At 45.5% G+C, this 15,576-nt stretch carries 15 protein-coding genes; 8 read left to right on the top strand and 7 right to left on the bottom strand.

Annotated features, from left to right (window positions below; all coding sequences use genetic code 11):
- The first annotated feature begins 33 nt into the window (after positions 1–33).
- Together OXI21_RS06520 and OXI21_RS06515 are read left to right on the top strand one after the other, a co-directional pair.
- On the top strand, positions 34–531 hold the full coding sequence (locus OXI21_RS06520; RefSeq protein ID WP_279618752.1) for a ClpXP protease specificity-enhancing factor: 498 nt from the start codon (positions 34–36) through the stop codon (positions 529–531).
- A 46-nt stretch (positions 532–577) separates the two neighbouring features.
- Complete coding sequence (locus OXI21_RS06515; protein WP_279618751.1) at positions 578–1,222, top strand: alpha/beta hydrolase; 645 nt, start codon at positions 578–580, stop codon at positions 1,220–1,222.
- Positions 1,223–1,252: 30 nt separating this feature from the next.
- Here OXI21_RS06515 and xseA read toward each other — a convergent pair whose 3' ends face one another.
- Both xseA and mazG read right to left on the bottom strand, forming a co-directional pair.
- A complete protein-coding gene (gene xseA / locus OXI21_RS06510) occupies positions 1,253–2,617 on the bottom strand; it encodes an exodeoxyribonuclease VII large subunit (RefSeq protein WP_279618750.1) in 1,365 nt (454 codons plus the stop codon).
- 14 nt (positions 2,618–2,631) lie between these two features.
- Positions 2,632–3,432, bottom strand: coding sequence for a nucleoside triphosphate pyrophosphohydrolase (gene mazG, locus OXI21_RS06505; RefSeq protein ID WP_279618749.1), 801 nt, complete (start codon positions 3,430–3,432; stop codon positions 2,632–2,634).
- A gap of 615 nt (positions 3,433–4,047) precedes the next feature.
- Here mazG and kdsB point away from each other — a divergent pair.
- The 5 genes from kdsB (at position 4,048) to rplI (ending at position 6,938) form a co-directional block, all read left to right on the top strand.
- Positions 4,048–4,839 carry a 3-deoxy-manno-octulosonate cytidylyltransferase gene (gene kdsB / locus OXI21_RS06500; protein ID WP_279618748.1) on the top strand — a complete coding sequence of 264 codons (792 nt, stop codon included), beginning with the start codon at positions 4,048–4,050 and terminating at the stop codon, positions 4,837–4,839.
- A gap of 18 nt (positions 4,840–4,857) precedes the next feature.
- Positions 4,858–5,685, top strand: a complete 828-nt coding sequence (gene asd / locus OXI21_RS06495; RefSeq protein WP_279618747.1) for an archaetidylserine decarboxylase — start codon at positions 4,858–4,860, stop codon at positions 5,683–5,685.
- A gap of 157 nt (positions 5,686–5,842) precedes the next feature.
- Positions 5,843–6,208 (top strand): 30S ribosomal protein S6, encoded by a 366-nt coding sequence (rpsF, locus tag OXI21_RS06490; protein ID WP_279618746.1) that lies wholly within the window; start codon positions 5,843–5,845, stop codon positions 6,206–6,208.
- Between the two features lie 38 nt (positions 6,209–6,246).
- Entirely contained in the window at positions 6,247–6,471 is a 225-nt protein-coding gene (gene rpsR / locus OXI21_RS06485) for a 30S ribosomal protein S18 (RefSeq protein ID WP_279618745.1), read from the top strand.
- Between the two features lie 17 nt (positions 6,472–6,488).
- Positions 6,489–6,938, top strand: a complete 450-nt coding sequence (gene rplI / locus OXI21_RS06480; protein ID WP_279618744.1) for a 50S ribosomal protein L9 — start codon at positions 6,489–6,491, stop codon at positions 6,936–6,938.
- A gap of 253 nt (positions 6,939–7,191) precedes the next feature.
- Here the strand turns inward: rplI and OXI21_RS06475 are convergent, their stop codons facing one another.
- The 3 genes from OXI21_RS06475 to OXI21_RS06465 all read right to left on the bottom strand — a co-directional run bounded on the left by OXI21_RS06475 (position 7,192) and on the right by OXI21_RS06465 (position 10,907).
- Positions 7,192–8,655: a Do family serine endopeptidase gene (locus OXI21_RS06475; protein ID WP_279618743.1), complete on the bottom strand. Its 1,464-nt coding sequence runs from the start codon at positions 8,653–8,655 to the stop codon at positions 7,192–7,194.
- 158 nt (positions 8,656–8,813) lie between these two features.
- Positions 8,814–9,947 carry a radical SAM family heme chaperone HemW gene (gene hemW, locus OXI21_RS06470; RefSeq protein ID WP_279618742.1) on the bottom strand — a complete coding sequence of 378 codons (1,134 nt, stop codon included), beginning with the start codon at positions 9,945–9,947 and terminating at the stop codon, positions 8,814–8,816.
- A gap of 60 nt (positions 9,948–10,007) precedes the next feature.
- Complete coding sequence (locus tag OXI21_RS06465) at positions 10,008–10,907, bottom strand: DMT family transporter (protein ID WP_279618741.1); 900 nt, start codon at positions 10,905–10,907, stop codon at positions 10,008–10,010.
- A gap of 249 nt (positions 10,908–11,156) precedes the next feature.
- Here OXI21_RS06465 and recQ point away from each other — a divergent pair, with 249 nt between their 5' ends.
- Positions 11,157–12,980, top strand: coding sequence for a DNA helicase RecQ (gene recQ, locus OXI21_RS06460; RefSeq protein WP_279618740.1), 1,824 nt, complete (start codon positions 11,157–11,159; stop codon positions 12,978–12,980).
- A gap of 132 nt (positions 12,981–13,112) precedes the next feature.
- Here recQ and prpB read toward each other — a convergent pair whose 3' ends face one another.
- Both prpB and OXI21_RS06450 read right to left on the bottom strand, forming a co-directional pair.
- Positions 13,113–14,033, bottom strand: a complete 921-nt coding sequence (gene prpB, locus OXI21_RS06455) for a methylisocitrate lyase (RefSeq protein WP_279618739.1) — start codon at positions 14,031–14,033, stop codon at positions 13,113–13,115.
- A gap of 45 nt (positions 14,034–14,078) precedes the next feature.
- Positions 14,079–15,527, bottom strand: a complete 1,449-nt coding sequence (locus OXI21_RS06450) for a bifunctional 2-methylcitrate dehydratase/aconitate hydratase (RefSeq protein WP_279618738.1) — start codon at positions 15,525–15,527, stop codon at positions 14,079–14,081.
- Positions 15,528–15,576: the final 49 nt, after the last annotated feature.

Genomic DNA, 15,576 nt, shown 5'->3' with positions numbered 1-15,576 from the left:
ACCTTGTTTACTTGTTTCAGATGAGATTTAATCATGCGCCTAATGACTTCCAATAAACCCTACTTAATCCGCGCAATGTTCGACTGGATTATCGATAACAACTGCACGCCCCATCTTGTGGTCGATGCCACACTTCCTTTTGTTGAAGTGCCTGAGCAATATATCGATAATGGGCGTATTATCTTAAATATCGCGCCCGGTGCGACGCAAAGCTTGTTATTAGGCGATGATTGGATCACATTTTCGGCACGCTTTTCTGGCGTAAAATACGATATCTCGCTTCCAATCGGGGCGATTGCGGCCATCTACGCACAAGAAAATGCGCAAGGCATGGGCTTTGAAACTGAAGCGCTCCTTGAAGATGAGTATGAAGAAAAAATCACTGTAGCACCAAGTAAAACCTCTAAGCCAACACTCAATATTGTGGAAGATCATCGTGAGCATGACGCGGATGATTCTGAGCACAATGATGATGACCCAACCCCTCCCACAAAAAGACGGGGCAAACCCACACTTAAAATCATCAAATAGAGAGTCAATACACGTTCGTTTTTTTGCGTAAGAGCGAGGTAATCAAATGGCACAACCCAAAATCATTTTGACTCATGGCATTTTTGAGTTCCCGCTCTTTATGACCCCGCTTGCCAATAAACTCGAAGCGCTTGGCTATGAAACCGTGCATTTTTGCTACCGTTCGGTACGACAAACTCTCGAAGAAAATACCCGTGATTTTGCTGAATTTATCCAAAAAGAGACCGACAATGGTGAGTCCGCTGTTTTAATTGGCCATAGTCTTGGGTCGCTAGTGATTCAATTCACGCTTGAGGCTTATCCTGAGCTTAATGTCTCACACGCCATTGCGATCACCCCGCCCTTTCAAGGCTCGACCATTACTCAAAATCTTGAAGATAAAAATTTAAGTTTTATTGTGGGCCGTGCGCTTAATGCGCTTTTGCCACAGAAAAACCGTTGGAATAGCTCTGTTCCGCTTGGCGTTATTGCCGGCACCAAATCTTTTGGGGTTACCAAACTCTTTCTTAAAAATGATCGCCCCAACGACGGCACACTCTATGTCGATGAAACCAAGATTGAAGGGATGACCGATCATATAACGCTCCCTGAATCCCATACGGAAATTCTTCTTTCAAAAGAGCTAGCCGAGCTCTGCGATGCATTTATTCAACATACGACTTTTAACGTTTCCACAAACACTGACGTTTGATAAAGGTTTACAGGCTTATATACTACAGGCTTATATACCCTTATTATGCGGAGAATTCTCATGCGGAATAATGGTTTCCGCACGCGCTGTCACCTCACCATCACTTAATACAATGGTCAGTTCATCGCCTTTATTCACTGAGGCTACCGATGAAATCAATTGATCGCCCGATTTCACCGCACTGTAACCGCGAGATAATACGGCAAGTGGATTTAGATTATTAAGCCGTCCCACTAACGCCTCAAACCTCTGCTCTTCTTGCGTCTGCTTTCGTTTTACCGCATCTGCCATACGGCTTTCAAACCCTGATAACTGTTGCAATAGCATCGCTTGTTGCCCTGCTAGATGCCTAGAATTGAGCCTTGCCTCGTAGTTAGTCAGCTGTTGCTGGTAACAACTGAGCCGTTTTACCATTAAATGCTCAAGCTTTTCGGAGAGATGTCCGAGCGTTTGCCTCGACTCTTTTAAAAAGTGCGCTGGCTGCTGCGCTTGTAGACGAAGCGATAAACGGTGGAGATAACGGCGATATTTTGTGACTTTTTCTCTCACCACTCCCGTCATTCGCATCTCAAAAAGATCGAGCGCTTGCCGTAATTCATCTTGGGAAACCGCTGAGAGTTTTGCGGCCATCGTGGGGGTTTCCGCGCGAAGATCCGCTACATAATCGGCAATCGTAGTATCGGTTTCATGGCCAATCCCGCTAATAATCGGAATATTTGAAGCAAAAATTGCTCGTGCCACCGCTTCATCATTAAACGCCCAGAGATCCTCAATGGAACCGCCTCCACGCACAAGCAAAATCACATCCACTTCCGCTCGCGTATTCGCTATATTGAGCGCATTTACAATGGATGCCGGCGCATCTGCCCCTTGTACAAGGCTTGGATAGAGAACGGTTTCAATATCAGGACGATGAAGCCGAAGAGTTTTTAATACATCTTGCAACGCCGCCGCACTTTGCGAGGTAACAATCCCAATTTTATGCGGATGGGCGGGAATCGTTTTTTTATGATGCGGCTCAAATAATCCTTCTAATCGAAGTTGATTTTTAAGCTTTTCAAAAGCAGCGTAGAGCGCGCCGACACCTTGAGGCGAAACCTGATTGGCCACCAATTGATACTCACCACGAGGCGCATAGAGCGTAATTGATCCGCGAACCTCTACCTTTTCCCCTTGCCGTAATAACTCGCGAAATTTGGCCGCTTGTGTTCGCCACGCCACAACCCGAAGGCTCGCGCCACTATCTTTTAAACTAAAATAGACATGCCCTGACGCGGGAAACGCAATGTTGGAAATCTCCCCCTCCACAACGCAGTGGAAAAATGTTCCCTCCAATTGCTGTTTAATTTGATGGGTTAATTCCGACACCGTAAGCGCTCGCATCTCATTTAACATCGCAATGCTCCTTATTATGACCGTTTCAGTAGATGATTGATGGACTTTCCATCTGGAAGCTCGGCGGATTTTGCATCATTCCACGCCGCATCCATCTCTTCTAATGTCGCTTCTCCAAAACGATCGCCTACTTGCGCTTCAACATAACTAAAGCGTCTCTGAAATTTAACGTTTGTGCGACTCATCGCCCGCTCAGGATCGATCTCTAAATGACGCGCAACATTCACCAGCGCAAAGAGAAGATCGCCAAATTCAGCCTCTAAATCTACCTTAGAGCTCTTCTTAAGTTCAGCCTGAAATTCACCCTGCTCCTCTTCTACCTTCGCCCACACATCGTCAAAATTATCCCAATCAAAGCCAACGCTCGCCGCTTTTTTCTGCAGATCAAACGCACGTTTTAAGCCCGAAAATGTCGGATCGAGCGAGCTTAACAGCCCCTTTTCTTCCCCTTTTGCTTCTGCTTCTTCCGCTTTAATGCGATTCCAATCAGCCTTTTGCTCCGTTTCATTGGCGTAGGTTTTCCCGGCAAAGACATGAGGATGACGCCGAATCATCTTCTCATTTAAGGTATTGGCTACATCGATAAAATTAAACGCGCGACGCTCTGAGGCAATTTGTGCATGCAATAAGATCTGCAATAATAGATCCCCAAGCTCCTCTTTAAGGTGGGCATCGTCTTTTTCTAAAATCGCCTCCACCACTTCAGCACCCTCTTCTTCCAGATAAGGAATCAACGATTCGTGCGTCTGTTTGCGATCCCAAGGACAGCCATTTTTAGCGCGAAGGGCGGCGATTGTCTTGAGTAATTGCTCCATTGTAGCCTCGTTTTAGATGATTTAAGAATGGAATTATCATAGCCTATTTCCGCTTTTCATGCCCAATCTCCCACTAAAATCACTCGCTTTTTCCTCACAAACAAAGCGCCTTTATATGAAATGTTTATAAAAAACAGATAAAAAATTATTCCGGCAAGAAACAAAGCGATTTTCAAAATCTTACCGCATTTTTTACTTGAGTAGCAGACAAATCGAGTTATCCAAAGATACTCACAATACCTGTGGATAACTCTTGGGATATCGTAAAAAAAAGTCCGTTTAAGAGTGTACAAATGCCTCTTTTAAAAATATGACTACTAATTGCTCAATCTTTCAAACCCCGCTGTTTTCAACGTTTTGCACAAATCGGGTGTTGACAAAATTTTAAAATTTTGAAACCCGCATAAGAATCGAACGCAAGAAAAATTTATCACAAGTCAAGCTAAAAACCATCAATTTTTGACCATTTTATGACTTGACTTTTTTCTTATGCACAAATCAATACTCCATTAGATTATTCACATAAAACTTTTAGCTTTGCTAAAATGGACGGTTCACTTTTAAAGAATTTAATTGTTTCTTTTATTCACTAAAATTGTAAGGAATGACTCCTCCATGGCGTATACCATTATAATTCCTGCGCGCCTTAAATCGACGCGCTTACCCAACAAAATGTTATTGCCCATTCATGATAAACCTGTGATTGAATGGACATGGATGAGCGCTCAAAAGAGTAAAGCGACGCGCATCATTATCGCAACCGACGACAATGCCATCGGCAAACATATGAAACGCCTGGGCGCTGAGGTAGTGATGACCCAAGCAAGCCATGAAACTGGGACGGATCGCTTAAGTGAGGTTGCGCTTAAAGAGCATCTCGGCGATCAAGAAATTATCGTCAATTGGCAAGGCGATGAGCCTTTTTTACCGGCCAATTTAGCCGATAAAGTGGCCGATACATTAAAGGGCAATCCCCAAGCGCAGATGAGTACGCTCGCAACCCGTATCGCAACGTGGGAAGAATTTAATGATCCGAACGCGGTGAAAGTGATCTTAAACGAACGCCGTGAAGCGCTCTATTTCTCGCGCGCGCCGATCCCTTACCCTCGCGGTGAAATGGAACAGGAAGGTGAGGTGCCTGAAGCCTATAATTTCCTCCGTCACATCGGGGTATATGGCTATCGCGGCTGCTTTTTGAAAAACTATCCAACCCTCCCTCCATCGCCTTTGGAAGAAATTGAAAAACTGGAACAGCTTCGTGCCTTAGCAAGCGGATCAATTATCTCCGTTGCCCGCATTGAAGAGACCCCGCCGACCGGTATCGATACCGAAATCGATCTTGAGCGCGCGACCGATTGGTTAACCGATAAAATCGCCAATGCCCTCGATGAGATCGAGTCTGAATAAATTATTAAGAGGCCTAATATGACCCGTTTTTTCTTTTTTCAGCGCAGTTGCTCTTGGGTATTTCGTCATTTAACGCGCATTCGCGTTAAGTGGTTTAAAAATGCGTTTATCTCCATTTTTGCCAAGCTCTATAAGATCAATTGGGATGAAAGTAAACATTCATCGCCGCGCGATTTTGAGCACTTTAACGCCTTTTTTACCCGCGAACTGAAAGAGGGTGCGCGCACCATCAGTAAGGCAAGCATCGTTTCCCCCTCAGATGGAAAAGTTGCCGCGTTTGGCAAACTTGAAGGCACTCAGTTTATTAACGCTAAAGGCCATGATTTCACCTTAGAAGCGCTGATTGCCGACCCTCATCTCGCGGATGAATTTGAAAATGGCGCCTATGCCACCGTCTATCTCTCACCGCGCGATTATCACCGCATTCATATGCCGATTGACGGGAAACTGTTAAAAACAACCCATATCCCCGGCCGTCTCTACAGCGTTTCCATTAAAACAGCGGAAAAAATTCCCACCCTATTTGCGGAAAACGAACGCCTTGTCTGTCTATTTGAAACAGCGCTTGGCCGAGTAATTGTGATTTTAGTGGGCGCGATTAACGTCTCGAGCATGGAGACCGTTTGGGCGGGTGAAGTGACGCCTCCTTACGGAAAAACACTCAATTACCAAGATTGGTCTGATGAAAACATCACCCTGAAACAGGGCGAAGAGCTTGGGCGCTTTAATATGGGCTCAACGGTGATTGTAATCACCGAACGCGATGATTTCGAGTTTACCGATAATATTGGCGATCTTGCAACGATTGCTCTTGGAAATCCGCTTCTCAATCAAAAGGCTAAGTAGGGTCCAAAATAGATTTCCTTATTCGGGCGCGCTATGGTAAAATTGAGCGCTTGATTTTGGTGGCTTTTTATTTTACATAAAACCGCCAGGTCTCCTTGTCTTACAGAGCGATCTGAAGACTTTACACACTTTGTTAAATCCAAAAGGAGCATATTAAATGCGTCATTATGAAGTAGTATTTCTGGTTCACCCAGATCAAAGCGAACAAGTTCCTGCGATGATCGAGCGTTATCGTGAAATCGTAACTACCGAAGGTGGACAAATCCATCGTTTAGAAGATTGGGGTCGTCGTCAATTAGCCTATCCAATCCAAAAAATCCACAAAGCACACTACGTGTTAATGAACATCGAATGTAACCAAGTTGCATTAGAAGAATTACAAAGTGCTTTCCGTTTTAACGATGCGGTTATCCGTGACTTAATCATCGCCCGTGACGAAGCAATCACTGAACCTTCAGTTGTTGCAAAACCACAACGCGACGCTCGTGAAGAAAATAACGAGAACGAAGCTGAAGAAGCTTAAGTCATCCCCCATCCACTTAATTTAAAGGTATAAAATATATGTCACGTTTTATTCGTCGTAGAAAATATTGTCGCTTCACCGCAGAAGGTGTTAAAGAGATTGACTATAAAGATGTCAACACTTTAAAAAACTACATCACAGAAACTGGAAAAATCGTTCCTAGCCGTGTTACTGGTACTAGCGCACGTTATCAGCGCCAGTTATCAACTGCTATCAAACGCGCACGCTACATCGCATTGATCCCATACACGCATCAACACTAATTTAGAGGGAGATAAAAATGCAAGTTATTCTTTTAGAAAAAATTCATAATTTAGGTTCTCTTGGTGATACGGTTGATGTGAAACCAGGATATGCTCGTAACTATCTTTTACCACAAGGTAAAGCTGCTGAAGCAACTGAAACCAACGTAGCGCTTTTCGAAGAGCGTCGCGCTGAGTTAGAAGCACAGCAAGCTGAAATCTTAGCTGATGCACAAGCACGTGGTGAAAAACTTGAAGGTTTAGTCATCACAATGGCTGTTAAAGCAGGATCTGAAGGCCGTCTATTCGGTTCAGTCACTGCACACGACATTGCTGATGCAATTACCAACGCAGGTGTTAAACTTGAGCGTAAAGAAGTCCGTATTCCACAAGGCTCAATCCGTGCAATCGGTGAACACACTGTAGCACTTCATTTACACGCTGATGTTCAAGTAAACATCACTGTAAATGTAACACCCGAGCAATAAAATTTAATCAATTTAATTGATCACAAAAACTAAACGAACGAACTAACAATTAAATGAGAAAGCGTAAGCATTAACCCTTACGCTTTTTTCTTGTCTGGAATTTATCCCCTTCCCTCCTTCTATCGATCTGCCTTCCTCACATCCATATTAAACAGCCATAAAAAAAACTCCCCCGAAGGAGAGTTTTATCAATTATCTCAATTTTCTTAATTGATTTTATGATGTCAGTAATGATTTAATCTGTTACTGCAAATTACTTTTTACCCTTCGCCTTTGGTCTATCTTTCGGCGCATCTACGGGCTTGGTAATCGCAATAAAGAAGGGATTGCCATTTCGTTTAACGAGCAGACGAATCACTGCATCATCAGAGGTTTTCTCAAGGGCTTTTTTAAAGCTCTCCACATCATCGGTATCATCATTATTGATCTGCACGATAATGTCTCCTGCGCGAATGCCCGCTGTCATCGCAATGCCTTTCCCAACGTTTTTCACTAAAACGCCCTTCTCTTTCGGGTAATTTGGGTGATTTTCAACAACGACGTTGAGGCTATTTTTCGCGTTACTGCCGGTCACGGTTTCGGTTTTATCTGAGTCACTTGCTTCAATGGTGACGGTGAGGGTTTTCTCTTTTCCTTTTCGAAGAATGAGAAGCTCCGCTTTATCACCGACATTAGCGCGCGCCACCTGCATCGGTAAATTGCTTGAACTGCGCACCTTTTTACCATTAAACGCTAGGATAATATCTCCTGATTTAAGTTTTGCTTTATCAGCAGGTCCGCCTTTAACCACATCGGCCACAAGCGCCCCTTCAGGCTTTTCCATCCCAAAGGTTTTGGCAAGTGCCGGCGTCACCTCTTGGACTTGAACGCCCAGCCAGCCGTGCGTCACTTTCCCGTGGGTCTGAATTTGCGCCACCACATCCATCACAAGATCGATCGGAATGGCAAAGCTGACCCCCGCGTAGCTGCCGGTACTGGTATAAATTTGTGAGTTAATACCAATCACCTCACCCTTAGTATTAAAGAGTGGTCCGCCTGAGTTACCGGGATTGATCGCCGCATCGGTTTGAATAAAGGGGGTGTAATGGTCATTGGGAAGATTGCGGCCAAGTGAGCTAATAATCCCTTGCGTCGCCGTATAATCAAGCCCAAATGGTGAACCGACCGCCATTACCCATTGCCCCACTTTAAGCGTTTCAACATCGCCAATTGTCACCTCTTGGAGCGGTGAGTTTTGATCAAGCGCGACTTTAAGCACCGCAACATCCGAGCGCTCATCTTGCCCAATCAACTCCGCTTTCGCTTCACGGCGATCAAAGAAATGAACGGTAATATCGTCGGCCTTTTCCACAACGTGAGCATTGGTCACAATAATTCCGGCCTCACTGTCGATAATAAAGCCCGATCCCGCACCGCGTACAATGCGCTCTTGCTCTTTAGGCGTATTATTTGGCGTTCCAAAGAAAAAGCTAAAGGGATCATCCTCTCCAAAGGGAGAACCAAAGGGCGAGGGGCCAAATGGAAAACCATCAAAGGGGGAGCGAATTTGGACTTTTTCTGTCCCTTCGGTGGTAATGCTCACAATGGCCGCCTTATTCTCTTCAAATAAGAGGCTCCAATCGGGCGGCCTGTTATCCGCATTCGCAACCGCTGTGAACGTTAAAAATGTCATGATTACCCATGCAAAAGGTAACCATGCTTGCTTTAATTTTCGCATAGAAAAGTCTCCTTTTTTGTGTAATAACCCTAATACTCTATATGGCGGCTTGTAAATTATTTTCAAGGTTTTCGCCAAAGAGTGCGGGCTAATACCACTCTAAAAGAGCGATAAAACCGGAGCGTGACAACGAATTAAGAGCCCAAAATAAGAGAAGATTATTCCTCTAAAAATTCGGTTAAAATTTGGTTAGCAAACAAAAATCCACGTTCACTTGCCTGCAATCGATCAGTGCGATCCACCAACAATCCCCGCTCTTTTAAGTCCGCTACCCGCGCTTCAATCAGGCTAAAGGGTAAAAAGGTGCGCTCTTCCCAATACTCCACCGGTACGCCCCGTTTTAGGCGAAGGACATTGAGGAAAAATTCAAATAACAGATCCTCTTTTTCCACTTTATTAATGGTTAACCGTTCAGCTGAGCTCGCTTCAACAAAGGTGCGGGGGTGCTTTTCCATCTGGGTGCGCAATACGTGACGCTCGCCCATCATGGTGATCTTCCCGTGCGCACCGGCACCAATGCCAAGATAATCCCCAAACTCCCAATAATTTGTATTGTGCGCACATTGCGAGCCCTTTTTCGCAAAGGCCGACACCTCATAATGCTCAAATCCCGCCTTTGCCAGGGTCTCATAACCTTCTAGTTGCATCGCTTCAATGGTTTCATCTCGCGGTAGTTCAGGCTCATAACGGTAAAAGTAGGTGTTCGGCTCAAGGGTTAATTGATAGTGAGAAATATGCGTCGGATTCATCGCAATCACCCCATTTAGATCCCCCATAGCGCCGGCTAAGCTCTGCCCGGGAAGCCCAAACATCAGATCACAATTAATTTCATCAAATCCGGCCTCATGAGCCGTTTCAATCGCACGTATTGCCTCATCTCGATCATGAATGCGCCCAATTTTGGTGAGTTGCTCGTTATTTAAACTCTGAACACCAATGGAAAGACGATTGACCCCAATCTCGCGATAGGCCTTAAAGTAGCTTCGATCGACCGTTCCGGGATTCGCTTCCATGGTAATTTCAATATTGGGATCAAAATTAAGATAGGTGCGCAGATCAGAAAAGAGCCGCTCCAATAACTCAGGTGGCATCAAGCTTGGCGTACCGCCCCCGATAAAAATCGAGTGAATATTCCGCCCCCAAATATAGGGCAAAATCGTGACCACATCGTTCACCAATCCCTCAATATAGGGCTTGTAGAGCGCTTCATTATTCTTATGTGAATTGAAATCACAATAGGGGCATTTTTGAATGCACCACGGAAAATGAAGATATAAACTTAATGGAATCATAAGGCTGCCCAATGAGTAATGAATGAGTGGATGAGAAAGTAAAAGTAGAGCTCGATTATACTATTTTTTCGCGAAATAATTACTGCCCACAATGCCGATCACGATAATCAGCGCACCGATTAAATGGTAGCTATAGAGCGTCTCTTTGAGGAAAATCACCCCAGCCAACACCGTCACCACCGAGCTTAAATTATTAAAGACGCCAATTCGCGCCGCTTCCACCCGCGCGACCGCGTAGATCGATAAAAACTGGGTAATAAAGGTTGAAAGCACGCCGAGATAGAGCACCGATAAGAGATAGCGCATCTCAAAAAGCGGTCCAAAATAGAGATGCCATGAGCCGTTAAGCGCATGCGTTCCAAAAGCGAGAAGATTAAAAACGATCGCCCCGATCATCATCATAAAATACATCAAAGTAAAATTGGAAAACTCATAACGATATCGGCGCACCAACACGGTATAGATCGCCGTTGAAAAGGCGGAAAGTAGCGTATAGATAATCCCCTTAATATTAAAGGTAAATCCGCCATTGCCCTTCATAATAATGATATATATCACCCCGCTCACTGAGAGCCCGATAAAAAAGGCCTGCCAAAACGTGACCTTTTCTTTAAGTAACACCCCGGCAAAAATCGCCACCAATACTGGCGTTGTAGCAAAGACAATTCCCGCCTCTGATGAGGAGGTATTGGCGAGCCCGAGCGTTTGAAAGGTGAAAAAGAGTAGCGGATATAAAAGCGATAATGGAATCAGTACCCGAGCGCCCTTTTTCGTCATCGACAACTTCACAAGCCCGAATAAAACCGGAATCGAGGCGGCGCTAAAGGCAAAGGTAAAACGGTGCGCGAGCATATTGAGCGTATCCCCATCCATCAGTGCAATTTTTACAAACATAAATGATAATCCAATAATCACCATCTGAACCAATACGGCAATGTACGCTTTTTGTGTCTCCGTCATCCTTTTCTCCCTCGTCTACCTTCGGCGGCGGTCCATGTTGCCAGCCTTTTTATCATCCGTTTCATTATGAATAAGATCATTAAATACCGCACGAGTATAGCACTCTTTCCGCAAAAGAGGCGCGCTCCCAGGGCGGTTTTATGGCCGTAAACTGAGAGTTAAAATCAAATGAAACACCCCCTTTCATGGTCTAACATGGTAGAATTTAGACCGATCAATATGAACGTTGCGCGAAATAAGGGAGTTATTTTGACAAAATATGAAGCACTGCAAACCTACTTTGGCTACTCAAGTTTCCGTGAGGGTCAAGAGGTGCTCGTAGATGCGATTTTAAGCGGTCAAGATGCCCTCGGAATTATGCCAACAGGGGGTGGAAAATCGCTCTGCTATCAGCTTCCCGCAACGCTTCTGCCCGGCATTACCATTGTGGTCTCGCCGCTTATTTCGCTGATGAAAGATCAGGTCGATGCGCTCAATGAGCAAGGCATTCCGGCGACTTTTATCAATAGCTCGCTCACCGAAGAGGCGCTTTCGATTCGAAAACAGGCGATTTTCAATCAAGAATATAAGCTCATTTATGTGGCGCCCGAGCGGCTCAATACCTATCTCGTTCGCACCATTGTGAGCCGTATGCATCTTTCATTAATTGCCATTGATGAGGCGCACTGTATCTCAAAGTGGGGCCATGATTTTCGCCCCTCCTATGGGGAGATTATCGATTTTATCTATTCGCTCCCCGTTCGCCCTGTGGTCGCCGCTTTTACCGCAACGGCAACGCCCGAGGTAACCGAAGAGATCCGCTCACTCTTAGGCTTACAGACACCTGTGGAATCCAATATTGGGTTTGATCGCCCGAATCTCACCTATGAGGTGCTCAAAGTAGGCAATAAAATTGGCTATATTCGCGATTTTATTAAAAATAATTACCCCGATGATGCCGGCATTATCTACTGTTCGACGCGCAAAAATGTGGAACAGCTCACCGCGCAACTGATTAAAGAGGGATTTAAAGCGGCTCATTATCACGGCGGGATGGATAGTGCTGCTCGCGATAAGAGTCAATCGGCCTTTTTGCTCGATCAAATTCAGATTATTGTAGCCACCAACGCCTTTGGAATGGGGATTGATAAACCCAATGTCCGCTTTGTGATTCACTATAATATGCCGCAAAATATGGAAGCCTATTATCAAGAAGCGGGCCGTGCGGGACGGGATGGCGAGCCTGCGCATTGTCTTTTAATGTACAACACCCGTGATATTGGCCTGCAAAAATATCTGATCGAAAACCAAGAGAATCTCGAGCCGGATCGTCGCTCCCTTCTCTATAAAAATTTAAAATATCTTGAAGATTATTGCCATACCGACAAATGTTTACGCTCGGTGATTTTGCGCTATTTTGGTGAAACGGAGATCCCGGATCATTGCAGTAATTGTGGCAATTGCCTCGACTCATCGCCGAATATCGATATCACGGTTGAGGCGCAGAAAATTCTTTCGTGCATTTATCGCGTGCAACAACATGCGGGAAATTCCTATGGCGTTCGCATGATTATCGCAGTTCTGCGGGGCTCAAAAAGCCAAAAAGTGATGGATGCGCGCCTAGATCGCGTATCGACTTACGGCATTATGTCGGAATATAAAGAGACAAGCCTGCGTGAAATGGTGATGACCCTTGTTGCGCGAGGCTATATCGCCCAAACGGTCGAAGAGTATCCAACCCTCTACCTTACTGAAAAAGCGCGCCCATTACTTCGCGGTGAGGAGAAAATTTATCATAAACAGAATCGCATCGAGCGCCCGGCACCGAAAAAACGTCACGCCAAAGAAGATACCTTCGATTATGATAAAACCCTCTTTAACGAGCTTAAAGCACTCCGCCTTGAGATTGCCCAAGAGAAATCACTGCCGGCCTTTGTGATCTTTAACGATGCAACCCTCAAAGAGATGGCTGCCCGCGCCCCAACGACACCAACACTGCTCCTCACCATCAAAGGCGTTGGTTCAAAAAAAGCCGAGCAATATGGAGAGCAATTTATCCGCGCCATTCAAGCCTATCGTGAACGTACGCTTTAACTTAGCCATAAAAAAGCCCTAACCAAACGCAGTGCTTGGTAGGGCAAATCTCTGATAACTGGGGGAGCAGTTATGAGAGCGAGGGTTTTGGAGAAAACCCTGAGACTTTATTATGCGGTGAATCGGAAAGGTTTAATCTTCATCACCAATTTTTGGGACAATGGTTTTTGCGATCGACTCATCAAGCGCCTCAAATTCAGCCAGTTTAATCGCTTGATAGAGTTCCTCGCGGGTTTGCATATCGTCAAGTTTCTCCTTTTGCGTTCCTGTCGTAAAAATTTCGGTAAAAATACGTTCATAAGCCTTAGCGGCAACGCGGAGCGAGGTAACAGGATAGATCACAATGCGACATCCCATCGCCTCATATTCATCTGCCGTATAGTACGGCGTTCGGCCAAATTCCGTCATATTCGCTAAAACCGGCGTATCTCCTAACGCAGTGCAGATTTCACTAAATTCATCTGCTTTTAAAATCGCTTCGGGGAAAATAATATCTGCTCCCGCCTCTACATACGCTTTTGCTCGCGCAATCGCTTCCGGCATGCCTTCAACGGTGCGAGCATCGGTACGTGCCACCACAACTAAACTCGGCGCAACCTCTTTTAATACCGCAATCTTTTGGCACATCTCTTCAACCGATACGAGCTGCTTTCCATTTAGATGACCGCATTTCTTCGGCAGTTTTTGATCCTCAATCTGCACCGCAGCAACGCCCGCCTCCACCATTTCACGAGCGGTACGCGCGGCATTTAAAACACCGCCATAACCGGTATCAATGTCCACCAAAATCGGCAGATCAGTCGCACGGACAATCTCTCGCGCTCGCTCCGCCACCTCCGTTGAGGTAATGATGCCCAAATCAGGCAGCCCCAAACTTGCGGTATACGCGCCCCCTGAAAGATAGAGCGCCTTAAATCCCACTTGTTTTGCGACAATGCCGGCCATCGCATCGTGAGCGCCCGGAATTTTAAGAATCGCACCCTCTTTAACTAGACGCATAAAGGTTTCGCTGAGCGCTTCTTGAGTTGAGGGTTTTGAAATAATCCACCCCATAATCACTCCTTATTACATTTCATTAATCGGATTGAATTCCCTAAATTAAGGGGTCACAAACAGCTCAACAAACTCGGTTACATCGGTCTTAGCTAAGCGATCATAATCAAAACAAAGCGCCTCAATTTGATCCTTTTTAAATGGCGTGTAATGTGTGAGAAGATTATTGCTGAACTTCTCAAGCACCACCGGAATTGCCTCTTTACGGCGGAAACGATGCCCAAGCGGATACTCCACTTCGATTTTCTCAGTTGAAGTCCCGTCTTTGAAAAAGACCTGCATGGCATTGGCGATCGAGCGTTTATCTGGATCGAGATACTCTTTGGAATAACGTAAATCTTCCACCACTTCCATCGTGTCGCGGAGCTTATCAATCACGGGATCAGCCGCTGCCTCATCCTCATAATCTTCCGAGCGCACCGCCCCTTTATAGAGCGCAATCGCTGCAATATATTGCAAACAGTGATCGCGGTCTGCTGCATTTAAAAGCGGGCCGGTTTTATCAATAATGCGAATGGCGGATTCATGCGTATGCAGCACAATTTTATCGATCTCATCGAGACGATCTTTCACCTCATTATGGAGGGTAATGCCACATTCTGCCGCCGTCTGCGCATGGAATTCTGCCGGATAGGGGACTTTAAATAGCACATGTTCCATCACATAGGAATCGAGTTTTCGCGCGAGCGTAATCTCTTTCCCTTCAAATAAAACATCCTGAAATCCCCAAGTCGGCGCCGAAAGCGCAGTGGGATAGCCCATCTCCCCTTTCATCGCCACCATCGCAAGATAAACCCCGCGACTTGTGGCATCGCCTGCCGCCCATGATTTACGCGACCCGGTATTCGGTGCATGACGATAAGTACGCAGGCTCGAATTATCGATCCACGCATTGGAAAGCGCATTGATCACCGTCTCTTTATCGCCGCCCAACATATGCGTTACCACCGCAGTCGTCGCGACTTTCACCAAAAGCACATGATCAAGCCCGACGCGATTAAAGGAATTATCCAGCGCAATCACGCCCTGAATTTCATGGGCTTTAATCATCGCGGTGAGCACATCTTTCACCGTTAAGGGCGGTTTGCCTTTTGCGATATTTTGCCGACTGAGATAATCCGCCACCGCTAAAATACCGCCTAAGTTATCCGATGGATGGCCCCATTCGGCTGCAAGCCAGGTATCGTTATAATCGAGCCAACGAATAATGCAACCAATATTAAAGGCCGCCCGCACCGGATCGAGCACATAATTCGTGCCCGGAACGCGCGCGCCATTTAATACCACCGTATCGGGGACAATCGGCCCGAGCATTTTGGTACAGTCAGGGAAGTTGAGCGCTAAAATCCCGCATCCAATCGTATCGAGAAGCACGCTGCTCGCAGTTTCATAAGCTTCGTCGCTGGTAATCTCGTGATCGACAACATACTCCGCGATCGTTCTTAAAAGTGCATCCACTTCACGATTTTCATTGGTTTTAACTTTAACCACCATAAAAAACTCCTTAATTTAATGCGTTTGAATCATTGAATAAACAATCTTT

Source organism: Ignatzschineria sp. RMDPL8A (assembly GCF_029815055.1).
Taxonomy (GTDB): domain Bacteria; phylum Pseudomonadota; class Gammaproteobacteria; order Cardiobacteriales; family Wohlfahrtiimonadaceae; genus CALZBJ01.
This window is presented reverse-complemented; position numbering and strand designations above follow the sequence as displayed.